The following is an 18,073-nucleotide window of genomic DNA, read 5'->3' on the forward strand; positions in this document are numbered from 1 at the left end:
ACCACCGCGCTCACACCGCACTCGGCGGCCAACCACCCGCCAGCCGCGTCCCCAACCTCTCCGGGCAGAACACCTAGCTCTACCGGTCGTCGGCCCACCGGGGCGCGAGGATGTCTGCTCACGTAGTCATGTATGCCTCACGCTGCGGAGGCTCGCCGCCGGACGGGTCACCCGCTGGACCGCATTTCACCGAAATGCCCTCTGCTGCGGCACGAATCGGACTGCTTCCCGACCGAGGTCAGGATGAGCCGTGTAGCCAGCGTCTCCCCAGGATCGGCTGTGCCGGTGCGTCCGGTCGCCATTGGTCCACCACGCCTCGTACTGATAGGCCGATGGAGGTAGCCCGCCCGGCACCAGCGCCGAGATCTCGTCGAGGGTGTACCGCACCTCGCCTGCCCGTCGCCGAAGGTGATCACGTAACGCGTCGTACTTGGACATATCGGCCTCCGATGTTCGCCAGCGGGGGCTCCGCTGCCTGCCGCGTTCGGGATTGGAGCGAATTGGCATCGGCGTGGGCGAGCCTTGTCCGATCGGGCCGACCAGCAATCCGGCAGAGGCGTCCCACGTTGAGACGCACTGTTCATCGATACACGAGACCTGATCGGATTGGCTAGGGTCGAGGCTCCAAACGATTGAGGGGAGCGGACGTGACGAAGCCTGGGGGTGTCTTCTGCGTAGAGGGCCAGTGGCACGACGACCTTGCCGAACGAGGGTCCGTGCTGCCGACTCTCGATCTGCTTGAGCGGCTGGGCAGCATCCGGTACATCCACCGAGACACCGCCACGCCCCAGGAACTGCGCTACTTCCTCGAGCGATGGCTGTCCCGGAAGTACACGGCCTACGAGGTCGGCTTCTTCGCGCTGCATGGCGCACCGACCCAGCTGAGCCTCTCGGACTCTCATACCGTCGGCCTGGCTGAGATCGCCAGCTGGATGTCGGGCAGATGTGAAGGTAAGCGGCTGTACTTCGGAAGTTGCTCCGCCTTGAAGGCGTCCGATATCACGCTCGGGGAGTTCCTCCGCGAATCCAAGGTTGAGATGCTGTGCGGCTTCACCAAGGACATCGACTGGATCGAGTCCGCTGCCTTCGAAACGGTCGTGCTGAACGCTATGGTCAACAATGGTGGCAGGGTGAACAGCGTTGAGAAGTTGGTAAAATCACCACGATGGGCACCGCTGGCACGACACCTCGGGTTCCGAATCGTCTACAAGAGTGGGAAATCGGTCTCGGTCTAGTTCCTCCCCCGGTACTTCATGCCGAGCACTGGCGCCGCCGGTGCGGCAGATGTCCAACGAGGAGTTGGCAGAGCTGGTCCAGCGGGGCCGGGCGTACCGGGGCAAGGCAGTTTTCGAACTGGTCGATCGCGCCGCCACCGACGACGACGCGGCAACGCGGCTGGGCGACCTGAGCCGGCTGCCGGCGCTGCGCGACGATCGCGTGTTCCACCTGGTCTCGCTCGCCTGGGCCGCGATCATTGGACTCCTCGCCGCGGAGACCGCGCACTCACGGCGGGTCGCCTACGCCGCTTTTCAGGCTCTGCCCGCCGCGGACCAGGCGGATTTCCTCGCCTACGTCAAGGCCGAGCGGATCGAGGACGCGCACCCTCGGGTTTGATTGACATACAAGGCTACGGGCGTTCTGGGCAGCCGTGCGGGCGCGACAGCACTGCAACCTGGCCCGGCCGACGCATCCACTGTTGTCGTACCTCTGATGTTCTCTTGAACGCGCTTCACCACCTGTGCTCGTCAGCGGGCGGCGACCGGTAACGACGATCAGCGTTTCGGAGGAGAAGACATGACCACGGTGGAATGCGCGGTGGACGACGCCGAGCGACTCGCGACCTGTGCGCGGGAGATCCTGGGTCCGCCCGCCACCTGGCGACCGGCGCCGGCCGGCTACCCCGGCAGCCTGGCGCTGTGCGTCATGGACGCCATCTGGTCCATGGGCGTCCGGTACCGCGCCGTGGAGAACGTCGTCGACCGCTACCGGACGTCACGACGCGCGGAGGGCGGGGACGCGAACCGCGACGGCGTCTCCGATCTGCTGCGGCATTACGCGCAGATCGGTGGGCCCGAGCAGTTCGCGACCCGGGTGAACAACCGTCAGCGGGTGTCCACGCATCCCGGCGGCGTGCCGAAGGCCGAGGTTGTGCACCAGGCGGCCCTCGCGCTGCACGAGGCCGGGATCGAGACCTGCGAGGACCTTCGTATCGCGGCCATCGGCGCGGACGAAGCCCGGGTAAAGGCCGGATGGCTGGCTGTGCCGGGGCAGCGCTCGGGCATCTCCTGGCGCTACCTGCTCATGCTGGTCGGCCTGCCCGGTGTGAAGCCGGACCGGATGATCCGCCGATTCGTCGCCCGCGCGCTGCAGCAGGAGACCATCGCTCCGGACGCCGCCGTCTGCCTGGTGGAGAAGGCTGCCGAACTCCTCGACGTGTCGCCGACCGCCCTCGATCACGAGATCTGGCGACACGAACGCGCGATCCGGCCACGGCGCCGCCCCGACGTCGAGGACTGACCACGGTAATGCTGCCGCGACCCACCACCAGCGGGCGACGCAGGGGCAAGGGCGATCGGTACGGTATGCAGCATGTCTTCGCCCAGCCCCGCGCCGCTGCTCCGGGAATTCATCGACATCCCGGAGCGCACGAGCGTGAGCGATTTCGTGCTCAGGCTCGCCGACAGTGTTGCCGACGCCGACACCACCCTCCGCGACTATGTCGTCACGGATCGACTGCTGGCGAACTTCGACGAGGCGCTCGGGCTGATCCGCTCCGCGGTCGAGGGGCACGCCTCCAAGGCCGCCTACCTGCACGGCTCCTTCGGCTCCGGTAAGTCGCACTTCATGGCGGTGCTGCACGCGCTGCTGCGCGGCGAGCAGGCCGCCCGCGGCCGGGACGAGCTGGCGCCGCTGGTCGCCAAGCACAGCGTCTGGCTGGACGGACGGAAGTTCCTGCTCATCCCGTACCACCTGCTGGACGCACGCTCGTTGGAGCAGCGGGTGCTCGGCGGCTACGTGGACCGGGTGCGTGCGCTGCACCCGGAGGCTCCCATCCCGGCGGTGCACCGCACCGACGCGCTGCTGACGCAGGCCGCCTCGCTGCGGGAGAAGATCGGCGACGCGCAGTTCATCGCCGGCCTGCCGGGCGGGGATGTCGAAGACGAATGGGGTGAGACCGAGGCGTTCTGGACGTCGGAGCGGCTCGATCAGGCGTTCGGTGGAGCGTACGGCGACGAACTGCGCCGCAAGCTCGTCAACGACCTGCTGACCAGCTGGAACGTCGGCTTCTTCAGCAACGCCCGGGAGGACGCCGAGGCGTTCATCTCGCTCGACCCGGGTCTCACCGAGATCAGCCGGCACGCCAAGGAGCTCGGCTACGACGGCCTGATCCTCTTCCTCGACGAGCTGATCCTCTGGCTGGCCAACTCGATCGGCGACCAGCAGTTCGTCTCCCGGGAGATCCAGAAGATCACCAACTTCGTCGAGGGTGGCGACAGCCGCCGGCCCATCCCGGTGATCAGCTTCATCGCCCGTCAGCGCGACCTGCGGGAGCTCGTCGGCGAGGAGGTCGTCGGGGCCAACGAGCTGAGCTACCAGGACACCCTCAACCTGGCCAGCGGCCGGTTCGACGTGATCAAGCTGGAGGACCGCAACCTTCCGGAGATCGCCCGCCGCCGTCTGCTGAAACCCCGCGACACCACGGCCGCCGACGCGATCCGCCGGGCGTTCGACGCCACCACCAAGGTACGCCGGGAGGTCTTCGACACCCTGCTCGGCACGGACTCCGGGGCCGGCGCGGACGTCGACGCCTTCCGCTCGACGTACCCGTTCAGCCCCGCCTTCATCTCGACCCTGGTACACGTCTCCAGCGCGTTGCAGCGCTCGCGGACGGCGTTGAAGCTCATGCGTCAGCTCCTGGTCGACCGGCGCGAAACCCTGCGCCTGGGGCAGCTCGTACCGCTCGGTGACCTGTACGACGTCATCAGCAGCGGCGGCGACCAGCCCTTCACGGAGAAGCTGAAGGCCGAGTTCGAGATGGCCCAGAAGCTCTACGACCTGAAGCTCCGCCCCCACCTGCTGGGGCAGCACGGCCTCACCGAGGACGACCTGGACGCCGCCCGGCGCGGCGACCCGTTGACCGCAGAGGCGGCCGGCCGAATTCGCGCCTTCACCGGCGACGATCGGCTGATCAAGACCCTGCTGCTGGCGGCCCTGGCACCCAGCGTGCCCGCCCTGCGGAACCTCACCGGGCGGCGCCTGTCGGCACTCAACCACGGCAGCATCACCAGCCCCATTCCGGGTGGCGAGGTGGCGCAGGTCAACCGCAAGCTGGCCGACTGGGCCGGCCAGTTCCCCGAGATCCGCATCGGCGAGGGCGACGACCCCGTGGTGTCGCTGGAGTTGGTCGGCGTGGACGTCGACAGCGTCCTCGCCACCGCCAAGCACTACGACAACGAGGGCGCCCGCAAGCACATCGTGCAGCGGCTGCTCTGGCAGCAGCTCGGCGTGCCGTGGAGCGACTCGTTCTTCGCCGAGGCCGGGCTGACCTGGCGGGGTAGCCGCCGCGTGATCGAGCTGGTCTACGGCAACGTCCGAGACGCCAACGACATCCGCGACGAGGCGTTCCACCCGAACGACCCGGCCGCATGGCGCGTGATCATCGACTACCCGTTCGACGACGGCAGCCACGGCCCCGCCGACGACCGGCAGCGGGTGCAGGAGCTGATCGGTCGGACCACCGCCCGCACCGTCTGCTGGATCCCGGCCGCGCTGACCGTCGAGCGCCGCAACGAGCTGGGCAAGCTCGTCATCATCGACAAGCTGCTCGAGGGGCAGCGCTTCGACAGCCACGCCGAGCACCTCAACCCGGACGACCGGCGTCGGGCCCACGGCGCCCTCACCAATCAGCGCAGCGCGCTGCTCGCCAAGATGCAGGGGGTGCTGCGTCAGGCGTACGGGCTGGCAGGCAAGCAGCCCACCGACGTGCAGCTCGGCTTCGACGACCACCTCCAGTCGCTGACCCGGGCACTGGAGCCGAAGCTGCCGATGGGCGCCACCTTCAACGACGCGCTGCGCAGCATCGGCGACCAGATGCTCAGCCAGCAGTACCCGGCTCACCCCGACTTCGACCCCGACCGCAAGGGCGACCCGGTCCGCCTCCAGGACGTCAAGGTCGTGCTGGACCACGTCCGCCGTGCCGTCGAGTCTCCCGAGGGGCGCGTCGAGGTGGAGCGGACGCACCGGCAGACCATGCGGCGGATCGCCAACCCGCTGCGGCTCGGCACGATGCACGAGGCCGCGTTCGTCATCGAGGGGGAGTGGGCGCAGCACTTCCACCAGAAGGCCGCGAGTGAGGGCATCACCGACGAGCTGCGGGTGGCCGATCTGTTCCGCTGGATCGACGAGCCGAAGGCGCGGGGCCTGGACCCGATCGTGGCCCAGCTGGTGGTGGCGACCTTCGCCGAGCAGACCGACCGGGGGTTCTACCTGCACGGCAGTCAGGTAGCTCCCGAACTCGGTAAGATCACCAGCGATCTTGTCCTGCGCGAGGAGAGCCTGCCCAGCGAGGAGGACTGGGAGAAGGCCCGGACGCGAGCCGCAGCGATCTTCGGATTCCACTCGCTCGCGCTGCGCCGTGGGCGGCTGGTGGTGATGTTCAGCCGAGACCTGGCCAATGCGGCGAGCCGGTACCGAGAAGCGGCCCACACGCTGGTGAACCGGCTTGAGCAGCATGAGGACCGGCTGCGGCTCGACCGGGACAGCGGGCGACTCGCCACCGCGCGGGCGGCAGCCGACCTGCTCGAGGCCCTGACCACCGGTCGCTCGGCGAAGGAGACCGTGGAACGGCTCGCCCAGGCCGAACTTGCCGGACCGGCCGACCGGGCCGGCAAGAGCATCAGCAGCGCGGGGCAGGTGTCGTCCGCGCTGGCCGCTACCGCTTGGGACACCTTCGAGATCGTCGCCGGTCTGCCCGAGCCGTACGCGGCCGAGGCGGCGACGATCCTCGGCGACCTTCGGCGAGTTGCGCAGGCTGATGAGCTGACCGCCCCACTGGCGCCAGCCCTGCGCCGCGCTCAGACCGATGCCACCGAGCTGCTCCGTCGCGCCACACGCAAACCCCTGGTCGTCCACCCGCCCGAGCGGGAGCACGACAGACCCGAGATCCTCGTTCCTCCGCGCATCGAGAACACCCCCGACGTGCCCACGGAGGACGGCGGACAGCTGAGCGGTCGAGTATCGGTCCGCGCTGTTGACCTCGATCGCGCGTTGGAGCAGCTGCGCACCTTCGCTCGCGACCACGAGGGCGCCACCATCGAGGTGAGCTGGAGAATCGTGCCGTGACCCAGGCACCCGCGCCGTCCCAGGCGCTGCGGATCAACCCGGTGGCCCTGCGGCAGAAGGTGGCGCAGCAGCTCGATCGGCATCGCAACGGTGGCACGTACCCGACGATCGTGTTGCGGGCCGAACCGGTCTGGCCGCACGACCCGGCGATCCTGTTGCCCGACGGGCGGAAGGCCCGGGTGGTGGAGTGCGTCTCGCCGCTCGCCGTCTGGGAGCACCTCGTCGCCGACCACGGCGAGGAAGTGCTGGTGCTGCTCACCGACATCCCAGAGTCCCGCCTCGGCCACGGGGTACGCAGCCGGATCTTCCGGCAGCAGGTGATCACCGTTGAGCCGTGGGACCTGGTCGTCGACGCCTTCGGCGCCCACCTGCCGGACAGTGCCCTGGAGCGGGAGTCGTGGGCCGGGGAGGCGCTGCTTGACGCCATGCCGCCGCTGGGCTGGCCGAGGCTCAGCACCAGGGTGCTGACCCGGGACGTGGCGCTGCGGCACCTCGCCGCCGTCCGCCTAGGCCTGGAGCGGCGCGGGGAACACCCCGACGACCTCGACGTGGCGGCGTTGCTCCGGTGGAGCGGCGAGCCCGGCGCGGTGGAGGCGTTCGCCCTGCTCCGGCAGGCCGAACGGGACGGCCTGACCCGGTGGCTCGTCGAGCAGTTCGGTCGGCCCGCACGGGCGCTCTTCGGGCTGGTCGCCGCCGGGCACGGGGCCGACGCCCTGCCGCTCGGCCTGGTCTGCGACGCGGTCTGGACCACCCACACGCCCGACGCGGTACGCGTGCAGGGCCGCATCGACCAGTACTTCGGCTACCTCGACGACGACGCCACCGTGCGCGCCTTCGCGGACGCCGCCGTGGACGTGGTGAGCGGAATGCTGACCGCCCGGCAGCCCGCCTCCCATCGGGAGGGCCTGGCCGTCCTGCACCGGGCGGAGGAACTGCTCATCCAGTTCGGTGCGGTCGACAGCGCCGGCCACAGCCCGATCCTGCGTACCGGTTTCAACCGACGTATCGACGCCGCAGCTCAAGCGCTGCGCGCGGGGCTGACCGACCCGACGAGCCCGGCGCTCGACGATGCGGTCGAAAGTCTGGAAGGGCACCGGCTCGCCGACTCGGAGACCGAGCGGATCAAGCGGATCCGCATGGCGCAGCGGCTCGTGCGGTGGCTCGGCGACGAGGTCACGCCTCCCGCGAGCGTCGCCGACGGCGTGCAGCGGCAGATCGCCGACTGGGGTTGGGTCGACCTGGCGCTCAACCACGTGTGGGCGGGCGAGGATGTGCACCCCGAACTGCAGCACGCGTTCCGCGACATCCATGACCAGGCGCAGCAGCGGCGTCGGGAGCTGGACCGGGCCTTCGCCAACCGGCTCGCGGCGTGGGCCACGGCCGGACCCGGCAATGACGGCGATCTGCTGACCGTCGAGAATCTGCTGTCCAGGATCGTCGAGCCCCTGATCCGTGCCGAACGACCCGTGCTGCTGGTGGTCCTCGACGGAATGAGCGCGGCCGTCGCCGTCCAGCTCTCCGACGAACTGTCCCAGCAGTGGGTCGAGTACGACCCGCTCGGCGGACGCGGGCCCGGCCGCCGCCGGGGCGTCGTTGCCGCCCTGCCCACCCTGACCGCCGTGTCGCGCACCTCGCTCTTCGCCGGCGCGCTGCTCAACGGCACCCAGGACACCGAGAAGCGCATGTTCGCCGAGGGCCGGTGGGGCCCGGGCGCCCGGATCTTCCACAAGGGGCCCGCGAGGGGTGGGGCCGGTGAGGTCTTCGCTCAGGATCTGCGGGCGGCCATGGCCGGTCCGGCACGGCTGGTCGCGGTTGTGATCAATACCGTGGACGAGTCGCTGGCCCACGGCCGGGAGGGCGATGAGGCCGGCTGGCAGATCAGCGGCCTCGGTATCCTGCGTAGCCTGCTCGACCTCGCCAGCTCCACCGGCCGGGCCGTGATCGTCACCAGCGACCACGGTCACGTCCTCGAACGCGGCGGCGAGTACGTCAGGGCTGCTGACGCCGCCTCGGCCCGTCATCGCACCGGACCGGGACCCGCAGGTCCCGGCGAGGTGGAGTTGAGTGGACCGCGCGTGGTGGCCGAGGGGAAGCGGATCATCGCCCTGTGGGACCCGCTGCGGCGCTACCGCCCCACCAAGGCCGGCTACCACGGCGGGGCCTCGTTGGCCGAGGTGACCATTCCCGTGCTGGCCTACCTGCTGCCCAACGCCGCAGCCGTACCGGACGGCTGGACCCCGATCGAGGGACAACAGCCCGAATGGTGGCAGGCGAAGACGCCCGTACCGGTCGTGGCCGCCGCCCCTGCCAAGGTGCCCGCACCGAAGCAGCGCCGCAAGGCCGCGGTCGTCGCGGGGGAGGAGGCGCTGTTCGACGTACCCGAGGCGACGCCGGCGCCCGCCGCGAAGCCGGCGGCCGGCGACGACGATCTGGTGACCGCGGTGCTGGCCACCGAGCTCTTCGACGCCCAGCACGGCCTCACCCCGCGGAAGGTCGACCGCCGGAAGATCGAGGCGGCGCTGCGGGCGCTCGTGGAAGCCAAGGGCGTGTTGTCCGCCGCTGTGCTGGCGCAGCGCGCCGGGGAACTGCCGGCCAGAGCGGGCGGCTTCGCCACCACGCTGCAGCGGATCTTCAACGTCGACAACTACCCCGTGCTGTCGCTGATCGACGACGGGCGCACCGTCCGGTTGGACCTTCCGTTGCTGCGGACCCAGTTCGGCCTGCCGAGGGCCACCTCATGAGCGGCGTAAGCCCGGCTCGGCGGCGCGAGGTGGTGGACGCGCTGCGTCGCGGCGCGGTGCCTGCGGCCGGACTGGACCTCCTCGCGGTGGGACTGGACCGGTTCGTCGTCGCCGTGGGGGAGGACCTGGACGCCGTTGCCGCCGGTGGCGCCGTCTTCAAGGCGGTACGCGGTGAGTACGGCTCCGGCAAGACCTTCTTCACCCGCTGGATCGCCGAGCGGGCCAAGCGGGCCAACTTCGCCACCGCCGAGGTGCAGGTCTCCGAGAACGAGACCCCCCTGCACAAGCTGGAGACCGTGTACCGCAGGTTGACCGAGCGGCTCACCACCTCGACGTTCCCGCCCAGCGCGCTGCGCCCGGTGGTGGACGGTTGGTTCTACGCGTTGGAGGAGGACGTCCTCGCAGCGGGGGAGGTGGCGGCCGACGACACCGACGCCCTCGACCGCGCGGTCGGCGTCCTGCTCGACCAGCGGCTCGCGGTGGTCAGCCGCACCGCGCCCGCCTTCGCCGCCGCGCTGCGCGGGTACCGGACCGCCGCCCTCGCCGGCGACCAGGCGACCGCCGACGCGGTGCTGGCCTGGTTGGGTGGACAACCGCACGTCGCCGCGTCCGCCCGGCGGGTTGCCGGGGTACGGGGCGACCTCGACCACTTCGCGGCGCTCAGCTTCCTGCAGGGCCTGCTGGCGGTGCTTCGCGACAGCGGCCACCCCGGGCTGTTGCTGGTCCTCGACGAGGTGGAGACGCTGCAACGGGTTCGCTCGGACGCGCGGGACAAGGCGCTCAACGCTCTGCGTCAGCTCATCGACGAGGTGCACTCCGGCCGCTTCCCCGGGCTCTACCTCGTCATCACCGGAACCCCGGCGTTCTACGAGGGGCCGCAGGGCGTGCAGCGGCTCGCCCCGCTGGCCCAACGACTGGCGGTCGACTTCACCACCGACGCCCGGTTCGACAACCCGCGGGCGGTGCAGATCCGGCTCGCCGGCTTCAGCGTAGCCTCGCTGGTGGAACTCGGTGGTCGGGTGCGGGACCTCTACGCCGACGGCGCCACCGCGCCGGAGCGGGTGCGCACCCTGGTCGACGACGCGTACCTCGGCCAACTGGCACAGGCCGTCGCCGGTGAGCTCGGCGGCAAGGTGGGGGTGGCGCCGCGGCTCTTCCTCAAGAAGCTGGTAGGTGAGGTGCTCGACCGGGTCGACCAGTTCGATGACTTCGACCCCCGCCAGCACTACACGCTCACCCTTGCCGCCGCTGAGCTGACCGACGTCGAGCGCAACGCGACCAGGGCGGACGAGATTTCGCTCGATCTCTCCGCGGACAGCTGATGGCCGGCGCGGACCTGCTGCACCCGGTGGTGCTGCACCACGTGGTGAACTCGCTGCAGTGGCCCGGGCTGCGACCCCTGCAGGAGGCCGCCGTCCAGCCGCTGCTCGACGGCGACGACGCGCTGCTGCTCGCGCCCACGGCCGGCGGTAAGACCGAGGCGGCGGTGTTCCCGCTGTTGTCCCGCATGGCGCAGGAGAACTGGCAGGGCACCTCCGTGCTGTACGTCTGCCCGCTGAAGGCGTTGCTCAACAACCTCCTGCCGCGGCTGGAGACGTACACCGGCTGGCTGGGGCGGCGAGCCGCCCTCTGGCACGGAGACACCACGATGGGGCGACGTCGGACGATCCTGCGCGAGCGGCCCGACGTGCTGTTGACGACACCCGAGTCGCTGGAGTCGATGCTGGTCAGCGCCGCCGTCGACGAGCGCGAGTTCTTCCGCCACCTCCGGGCGGTCGTCGTGGACGAGGTGCACGCCTTCGCCGGCGACGACCGCGGCTGGCACCTGCTGGCCGTACTCGAACGGCTCAGTCGGGTGGCCGGCCGGCCGGTCCAGCGGGTCGGGCTCTCCGCGACCGTAGGAAATCCGGAAGAGCTGTTGAGCTGGCTGCAGGGCTCCGGGCGGGGGGCTCGGACCGCCCGGGTGGTGTCGCCGAGTCCCGTGGCCACCGCGACGGCACCACCCGGTGAGGTGGAACTGGACTACGTCGGTTCGGTGCACAACGCCGCCAAGGTGATCGCCGCCCTGCACCGGGGCGAGAAGCGTCTGGTGTTCTGCGACTCGCGGGCGCTGGTCGAGGAGCTCGGTCAAAAACTACGCGAACTGCAGGTCAAGACCTTCCTGTCGCACGCGTCGCTCTCCGTCGAGGAGCGGCGCCGCGCCGAGGAGGCGTTCGCCCAGGAGCGTGACTGCGTCATCGTGGCGACGAGCACGTTGGAACTGGGCATCGACGTCGGTGACCTCGATCGCGTCATCCAGATCGGCGCGCCACGCAGCGTTGCCGCCTTCCTGCAGCGCATCGGTCGGACCGGCCGGCGGCCCGGCAGCACCCGCAACTGTCTCTTCCTCGCCCTCGACGGCGACGGACTGCTGCACGCGGCCGGGTTGCTCAACCTGTGGCAGGAGGGCTGGGTCGAAGCCGTCGTGCCGCCGCCGGAGCCGCGGCACATCGTGGCCCAGCAGATGCTCGCCCTCTCGCTCCAGCGGCACCGGGTGGGTGACCAGTTGTGGCCGGAGGAGTGGAACGGACTTCCACCGTTCGACCGGAGCGCCGAGGTCATCGTGCGGCACCTGATCGAGCACGGATACCTCGACTCCGACTCCGGGATGCTCTTCATCGGCCCGGAAGCCGAGCTGCGGTTCGGGCGGCGCCACTTCATGGACATGCTCGCGGTCTTCACCGCGCCCCCGGAGTTCACCGTGCTGTCGGGGCGTGCCGAGATCGGTCGGACGGACCCGGCCCTGCTGACGGCGAAGGTGCAGGGACCGCGCCTGCTGCTGCTGGGTGGGCGCAGTTGGCGGGTCACCCACGTCGACTGGAAACGGCGCCGTTGCTTCGTCGAGCCGGCGGACGGCGGTGGCAAGGCGTTGTGGATGACCGGGGCCACGCCGCAGGGCCTGTCGTACCGGATGGTCCGGGCGATGCGCGACGTGCTGGTGGGCGCGGACCCGAAGGTCGCTCTCACCGCCCGTGCGATGACGAGGTTGGCGGCACTCCGCGACGACGCGACCGCCACGGTGCACCCCGGCGGCTCCGTCGTGGTGCGGGACCGGGAAGGCGAGGTGCGCTGGTGGACCTGGGCCGGTTACCGGGCCAACGCCACCCTGATCGCCACCCTGAGTGATCTGGCCGACCCGACCCAGCGGTACGACGACGCCAGCATCCGCCTGCGCCCCGACCTCGACCGGGAGATGTGGCGGGTGGCGACGGCGGACGCCGAGCAGCGGATCTGCCTGCCGGACGTCACCGAGAAGGCGCTCGCCGGGCTCAAGTTCAGCGCGGCCCTCCCGCCCCGCCTGGCGGCCGCGACGCTCGCCACCAGACTCGCCGATGTGGCCGGGGCGGTCGCGGTACTACGGGAACCCGTCCGATTCGCCTACCTCTAGAAAGCCCGCCAGCTACCGCTCAAGGCGTGGCCTCGGGGCCTGCAGCAAGCGGTGCCGTCGGCGGCATGCCCGGCAGGGGCGCGGGTAGGCGGCAGGCATGAACGGACTGGTTGCGCATCTGCACGGCGGACCACTTGACGGGGTGGACCGGCAACTGGCTGGCGCCACCGACGAACTCGTGGAGTTCATCCATGAAACCCGTGAGGGCACCTGGTACGTGGAGTACCGCAGGGTCCGCCACGCCGATGACGGATGGCATTACGAGGCGACCGGCGGGATGGAAAAACAGGACGAGGAGTAACGACCAGCTCCAGAAGCGTCACACCCGGCGGATCCCCACGTCCGAGCGGTTCTCACCACGGTCGAGTTGGCCGGCCTGATCCCCGTCCTGACGGTCGTACGTCGGGCGGCGCCCCGTTCCCGGCAAGCCGCCCGGACTCGACTGCCCGCTGGCATCGTGGCGACATGCGTTGCACGGCCGTCGGGGGTTGTCGGGCGCCGACCCGGGTAGACATCAGCGCCAGCCCCGGCAGCGACCACCGCGATCGTGGTCGCGGCCGATCACTGTCTGCTGGCCGCCGCGCTTGGGGGTCGCTGACTGATGCACGGGGAGATCGTGGAGCTGAGGGTCCACGGGGTGGCGGGCACCGGGGCCGGTCAGATGCTCGGTTGCCAGGACGTCGATCAGGTGGCCGGTGACCTCCGCGCCGGTTTCTACCGCCCCCGAGCGCAGCCCCGGCACACCTCCGGGCCGGGCGGGACCGTGCTGGAGGCGTACCAGTGGAGCAAGCTGCCCTCGGGCACCGCGGGGCGGATGCTGTCCCTGGTCTTCCTCCTGCCGTTCATGTTGAGCAACATGACCTTCTGGATGCGTCCAGCGGGCGGGGGCCTGCAGTCCGGCGTCACGGCGCTGTGCCGGCTCCTCGCGCTCACCCTGACGCTGCTGTACGCGCTGACGGCGGCCGGGGTCGCCCTCGACCTCGTCGGATGGACGTGCCTGGGCTCGCCCCGCTGTCCCGCCGGGCGGGGCTGGCTGTCCTGGCTGGCCGACCGACCGGTCGGTCTGCGCCTGGCGTTGCTGGCCCTGGTGCCGGTCGCCGCGGTGGCGCTGGTGTGGTTGCTCAGCGCACGACAGGCTCGCTCGTACGGAGCCTTCCGGTCGTCGACGGCGGATCCGCAGGATGACCGCCTCACGGCGTTGGACCGGTGGGACGTCGGGCCGACGGCGAAGCGGCTTCGCGCGATCCACGTCGCCGCTGCCTTCGTCGCGCTGGACCTCGTGCTGCTCGCCGCACGCGCCGCCGCCGGGCGGTCCTTGGCGGTGGTCGGGTTGTCCGCGCTCACCGGAGCGCTGCTGGCCGCGTGTGTCGTGCTGCTCTGCGTCCCGAGCCTACTGGAGCCGACTTCGACCGCCGGCGCCACGGATCGGCTGCCGGTGGTGCTGCACGTCGTAGCCGGCGGCCTGACGGTCGCGACGCTCGGGGCCGTCGCCACCGAGCGTGTCCGCTGGCCGAGGTCGAACGGGCTGCCCAACTTCGACGAGATCGTCGCCATCGTCTTCGTCGCTCAGATGGCGCTGCTCTTCGCGCTCGCCGTCCTGGTGCTGTGGCGTCCCGGCGGCCGGGACCGCCGGCCGGCGCTGCTGCACGGGTTGGGCGCCGTCGTCGTCGCCACGGTCGCGGTGGGCCTGGCCGGGGCCCTCTCCGGCGAATTGGTCTACCGTACGGCGTCCCTGCTCAGCGGGCCGACGTTCGTGCTGCGGCCCAGCGACCCGGCGGTGCCGGCGCCGGCGTACCGGTGGGCGATCCTGGCCTTCTTCGTGACCACGCTCGCCGCTGCGGCGGCGTGGGCCGTCATCACCCTGTCGGCTCGCGCGGACCGTCGGCGGACCGCCGCCGCCATCGTGGCCCGGGACTACCCAGCTCCTCCTCCGGAAGCGATCTCCCAGGTGCGACGAGTGCGGAAGGCGGTGATCCGGGCTTTCTTCACCGAGCAGCTGGGCTCACTCGGCATCGCCTACGCGTGCCTGACCGTGATCGGGCTCGCGGCCGGCGTGCTGGCTCTGGTGGGCTTGGAGCCCGGCCCGCTGGCGCAGGACCACCTCGGCGTGCCGACCGGGGCGTTGAGCGTGGTGATGGCCATCGGCAGCTACATGATCCTCGCGGTCGTCGGGGGGCTCCTGGTGGGCGGGCTGTTCGCACACGAGGCGGCCGGGTTTCGCCGTTACGTCGGAGTGCTGTGGGACGTCGGCACCTTCTGGCCCCGCGCGGCCCACCCGTTCGCGCCGCCCTGCTACACCGACCGCGCGGTGCCCGAGCTGACGGATCGGATCTGCCGGCTGGCGGGGCGCTACGACGGGGTGGTGCTCAGCGGGCACAGCCACGGGTCGGTCATCCTGGCCGCAACCGTGCTGCGACTGCCCGCAGAGGTGCGGCGACGAGTCGCGCTGCTCACCTACGCCTCCCCCCTCACGCGACTCTACGGCCAGCTCCACCCCGCGTACTTCGGCGAGCCCGTGCTGCACGAGGTCGGCGACCGGATCGGGTGGCGCTGGCTGAACCTGTGGAGTTACACCGACCCCATCGGCGGTTGGATCTTCTCCGGGCATCGGCCCGGGGACCCGCCCGTGCGCCCTCCGCCCGCCGCGTTGGTGGACCGCCGCCTACGCGACCCCGAGAACCTGCTGCCTCAGCCAGGGGAGAGCGCCCCGCCACAGGTGATGGGACACATGCCGAATGAGTCGGACGAAAGATACGCCGCGGCGGTTCGCGAGTTGGCAGAGCGGCTGCGGGCAGATTGGGAGCAGCGGGGTGGCCGGCCGGACCGCCGGGCAGCGTGACGGCGGGACGTGGATGCGTCAACCGGAGTCCGGCGGGGCTTCCGCAGTTGACGTCGTCTCGTCCGACGGCCAGGACGTCTCGTGCGCCTGGCCCTGCGGGCGTCGCTGGATGACCTCGATCGAGGTGAAGGGCTCGAAGATGCCTTCGTGGCGCTGCCGGTCGCGTAACAGGTCCTTGCTCCACTGAGCGGCGGCTTTCTGCTCCGCCATCATGTGTCGCCTGGCGCGGTCGAGCTCCTCCTTGAACGTCTCCGCCGCCTCGCCGGCAGTGGGATGACCGACGAATTCGTTCATCATCGCCACCCAGCGCCGGTTCAGCCGCTCGGCGTACCGCGCCCGTCGCGTGTAGAGCTCATTCTGCAACTCCAACTCGATCAGACGTTCCCAGTGCGGCTGAAGGACCTGCCTGACCCGCTCTTCGAGCCGTACCGACATTTCCGGGAGGCACTCGAACACCACGTTCCCGCGCTGGTAGGTCCACGGGGGCGGGTCCTCCTCGGTGAGTGCCCGCTGCAGCGCGATCTCCAGATCCCCAGCACGGTGCGGGGGCAACCTGCTCGCCTGCCCGGCGGCGATTCGCTTCACCCGCTGGATCACATCTTGCCTGAAGTGGTGCGCGTACCAGTGGAGCGCGTCCGGGCCTACGCCCTTGCACGACCAGGTGAGGGAGACGCGAACCGTGAAGCCGAACACGTAGCCCTGCGCGGGAAGCACGATCGGCCCGACCACTTCCCGTCGCTCGACGGGTTCATCGGGCGGCGGAGAGGACGGTTCTGTCGCGGCTGCGGGCTTCAGGTCCTCCAGCGCGGGAAAGGCGCCCTTCCAGAGGGTGTTCAGCCCGGTCAGGACATTCCTGCCGACCTCCTGCGCGCGACTCCGTCCGCGGTCGACCCGCCGTCGCTCGGGCCCCTCTGACCTCGGGTTCCCGCTCGAAGCGTCGGTCACGTCACCCCTCCCTCATCGCCGAACCGCTCCGCTCCGGTGTTCCGGGCGGAGCCGGGCGCATCAGTGCGTTGGTTCGCACAAGGGCGGCTGGTCGAGGGGTGTCGCGCGGCGGCGCTCACCAGCCTCAACGTGTCGTCGGTGACCCGCTGATGATCCAAAGCTAACAAGGTTGCGGGGGATCTGCCGGCAGCCGCGCGGGTACGAGGGCATGCCGTTCATGTTCTCCGACAATCGACGGTGAAGACGCCGACGGTCCGCACAGGTGTTGCCGTACGGCCGCGACCAGGGAGTCGCCGAGCGGGCCCGGCGAGGTTCCTTGCGTCCGCTCCCACCCGAGGCGCGGTTGCCGCCATCCGACTTCGGAGGCAAGTACTTGCTTGACAAAGCAAGTGGGTGGTAGCTTTGCGGAGGATCGGCTGTCGCGTCAGCGCGTACGGCAGGTGCGCTGAGGGGCGGCAAGGGAGGAGCTGGCAATGGGTCGGCTTGAAAACAACGTGGCACTCATCTCCGGCATCGCCCGGGGTCACGGCAGGTCGGATGCGGTGCGGTTCGCCGAAGGGCGTGCCGACATCATCGGGTTCAGACGCGGGTCGCTACATCAACGGGCAGGCGGTCGTGGTCGACGCGGGGTGGACCACCTGTCGCTGAGCTCACGACGTCCCGACCAGGGCGCCACGTGATCGCTGGACGGTGATGTCCGGGCCATCCGGTTCGACGCCGCACCAGTTTCCCGACGCTACGCAGTAACCAAGGTCCGCACGTCGCGGCTTGCGAACAGAAACCGCCGCGCACTCCGCGATGGCCTATGACGACGGGCGCCCGCAAATCGGTTGCTTTGTCAAGCAAGTAATGATCGATTTGCGAGCCGGTCGCAGACCGACGCCGCCTGCGACCGGCGTGCCGAACAACTCCGTCCATGGCGACGGTCAAGCATCCAAGGAGCAAGCGATGACATTTCCGGTACTGGCCGACAAGGTCGCTATCGTGACGGGCGCGGCCATGGGGATGGGGGAGGAGACCGCCAAGCTCTTCGCCGAAGCCAGCGCTCGGGTCGTGGTTGCCGACTTCAATGAGGAGAAGGGCCGTGCTGTGGCCGCCGCGATCGAGCAGTCCGGGGGCGAGGCCATCTACATCAAGGTCGATATCTCGGACTCACGGCAGGTGCAGGCGCTGATCGACCAGACCGTCGCGCATTATGGTCGCCTGGACGTGGCGGTCAACAACGCCGCGATCTCCCCGGACAACGCGCCGGTTGAAGATTTCGACGAGAACTACTGGGACCGGCTCATGTCGATCGACCTGAAGGGCACGGCGCTCACCCTCAAGTATGAACTGCAGCAGATGGTCAAGCAGGGTGGGGGCGGGTCGATCGTCAACATCGCGTCGGTCAGCGCATTCCGGCCGCAGGGCGGTGACGTTGCCTACGTGTCGGCCAAGGCCGCCGTCGTGGGCATGACGAAGGTCGCGGCGGTCGAGAACGGGCAGCACGGGATCCGGGTCAACGCGGTTGCGCCGGGCGCCATCGACACCGCGATGCTCCGGTCGTCCCTCGAAGCAAGGGGTATGACGATCGAGGAGTTCGCTCCCACGATGAGCGTCTTCAACCGGCTGGGGCACGGCCGCGAAATCGCACAGGCGAGCCTGTGGCTGGCCTCCGACGCGTCCTCTTATGTCACCGGCGTGACCATCCCCGTGGATGCGGGCTACACCAGCCGCTGACTTCGCTCGACGTTACGACAGGTGCTCCGAACTGGGCCCTTTCCGGCCCAGTTCGGAGAC

At 70.2% G+C, this 18,073-nt stretch carries 12 protein-coding genes; 10 read left to right on the plus strand and 2 right to left on the minus strand.

Annotated features, from left to right (window positions below; all coding sequences use genetic code 11):
• Positions 1–186 precede the first annotated feature (186 nt).
• Positions 187–507, minus strand: coding sequence for a DUF7662 domain-containing protein (locus AC5L3Z_RS15865; RefSeq protein WP_494842744.1), 321 nt, complete (start codon positions 505–507; stop codon positions 187–189).
• Between the two features lie 140 nt (positions 508–647).
• Here AC5L3Z_RS15865 and AC5L3Z_RS15870 point away from each other — a divergent pair, with 140 nt between their 5' ends.
• The 9 genes from AC5L3Z_RS15870 to AC5L3Z_RS15910 all read left to right on the plus strand — a co-directional run bounded on the left by AC5L3Z_RS15870 (position 648) and on the right by AC5L3Z_RS15910 (position 15,349).
• Positions 648–1,235: a DUF6642 family protein gene (locus AC5L3Z_RS15870; protein ID WP_494842746.1), complete on the plus strand. Its 588-nt coding sequence runs from the start codon at positions 648–650 to the stop codon at positions 1,233–1,235.
• Positions 1,236–1,284: 49 nt separating this feature from the next.
• Positions 1,285–1,614: a hypothetical protein gene (locus tag AC5L3Z_RS15875; RefSeq protein WP_494842748.1), complete on the plus strand. Its 330-nt coding sequence runs from the start codon at positions 1,285–1,287 to the stop codon at positions 1,612–1,614.
• Positions 1,615–1,815: 201 nt separating this feature from the next.
• Positions 1,816–2,517 (plus strand): DUF8548 family protein, encoded by a 702-nt coding sequence (locus AC5L3Z_RS15880; protein WP_494842750.1) that lies wholly within the window; start codon positions 1,816–1,818, stop codon positions 2,515–2,517.
• A 72-nt stretch (positions 2,518–2,589) separates the two neighbouring features.
• Entirely contained in the window at positions 2,590–6,342 is a 3,753-nt protein-coding gene (gene pglY, locus AC5L3Z_RS15885; RefSeq protein WP_494842752.1) for a BREX-2 system ATPase PglY, read from the plus strand.
• Positions 6,339–9,083: a BREX-2 system phosphatase PglZ gene (gene pglZ / locus AC5L3Z_RS15890; protein WP_494842754.1), complete on the plus strand. Its 2,745-nt coding sequence runs from the start codon at positions 6,339–6,341 to the stop codon at positions 9,081–9,083. Before pglY ends, pglZ begins: the two co-directional genes overlap by 4 nt.
• Entirely contained in the window at positions 9,080–10,405 is a 1,326-nt protein-coding gene (brxD, locus tag AC5L3Z_RS15895; protein WP_494842756.1) for a BREX system ATP-binding protein BrxD, read from the plus strand. Before pglZ ends, brxD begins: the two co-directional genes overlap by 4 nt.
• Positions 10,405–12,510 (plus strand): DEAD/DEAH box helicase, encoded by a 2,106-nt coding sequence (locus AC5L3Z_RS15900; protein WP_494842758.1) that lies wholly within the window; start codon positions 10,405–10,407, stop codon positions 12,508–12,510. Before brxD ends, AC5L3Z_RS15900 begins: the two co-directional genes overlap by 1 nt.
• Before the next feature lie 97 nt (positions 12,511–12,607).
• Positions 12,608–12,811, plus strand: a complete 204-nt coding sequence (locus AC5L3Z_RS15905) for a hypothetical protein (protein WP_494842760.1) — start codon at positions 12,608–12,610, stop codon at positions 12,809–12,811.
• A 315-nt stretch (positions 12,812–13,126) separates the two neighbouring features.
• Positions 13,127–15,349, plus strand: a complete 2,223-nt coding sequence (locus AC5L3Z_RS15910) for a hypothetical protein (RefSeq protein WP_494842762.1) — start codon at positions 13,127–13,129, stop codon at positions 15,347–15,349.
• A gap of 18 nt (positions 15,350–15,367) precedes the next feature.
• Here AC5L3Z_RS15910 and AC5L3Z_RS15915 read toward each other — a convergent pair whose 3' ends face one another.
• The gene (locus AC5L3Z_RS15915) at positions 15,368–16,294 is read right to left on the minus strand and encodes a hypothetical protein (RefSeq protein WP_494842764.1); all 927 of its coding nucleotides are present in this window, start codon (positions 16,292–16,294) and stop codon (positions 15,368–15,370) included.
• A gap of 798 nt (positions 16,295–17,092) precedes the next feature.
• Between AC5L3Z_RS15915 and AC5L3Z_RS15920 the strand changes: the two genes are divergently transcribed.
• The gene (locus AC5L3Z_RS15920) at positions 17,093–18,013 is read left to right on the plus strand and encodes an SDR family NAD(P)-dependent oxidoreductase (protein WP_494842766.1); all 921 of its coding nucleotides are present in this window, start codon (positions 17,093–17,095) and stop codon (positions 18,011–18,013) included.
• Positions 18,014–18,073: the final 60 nt, after the last annotated feature.

Source organism: Micromonospora sp. LZ37 (assembly GCF_059359015.1).

Excerpts from the sequence above, each read along its gene's own strand:
- AC5L3Z_RS15865 (WP_494842744.1), bottom strand. The coding sequence starts at position 507 with ATGCCAATTCGCTCCAATCCCGAACGCGGCAGGCAGCGGAGCCCCCGC.
- AC5L3Z_RS15875 (WP_494842748.1), top strand. The coding sequence starts at position 1,285 with ATGTCCAACGAGGAGTTGGCAGAGCTGGTCCAGCGGGGCCGGGCGTAC.
- pglY (WP_494842752.1), top strand. The coding sequence starts at position 2,590 with ATGTCTTCGCCCAGCCCCGCGCCGCTGCTCCGGGAATTCATCGACATC.
- brxD (WP_494842756.1), top strand. The coding sequence starts at position 9,080 with ATGAGCGGCGTAAGCCCGGCTCGGCGGCGCGAGGTGGTGGACGCGCTG.
- AC5L3Z_RS15900 (WP_494842758.1), top strand. The coding sequence starts at position 10,405 with ATGGCCGGCGCGGACCTGCTGCACCCGGTGGTGCTGCACCACGTGGTG.
- AC5L3Z_RS15905 (WP_494842760.1), top strand. The coding sequence starts at position 12,608 with ATGAACGGACTGGTTGCGCATCTGCACGGCGGACCACTTGACGGGGTG.
- AC5L3Z_RS15920 (WP_494842766.1), top strand. The coding sequence starts at position 17,093 with ATGGCCTATGACGACGGGCGCCCGCAAATCGGTTGCTTTGTCAAGCAA.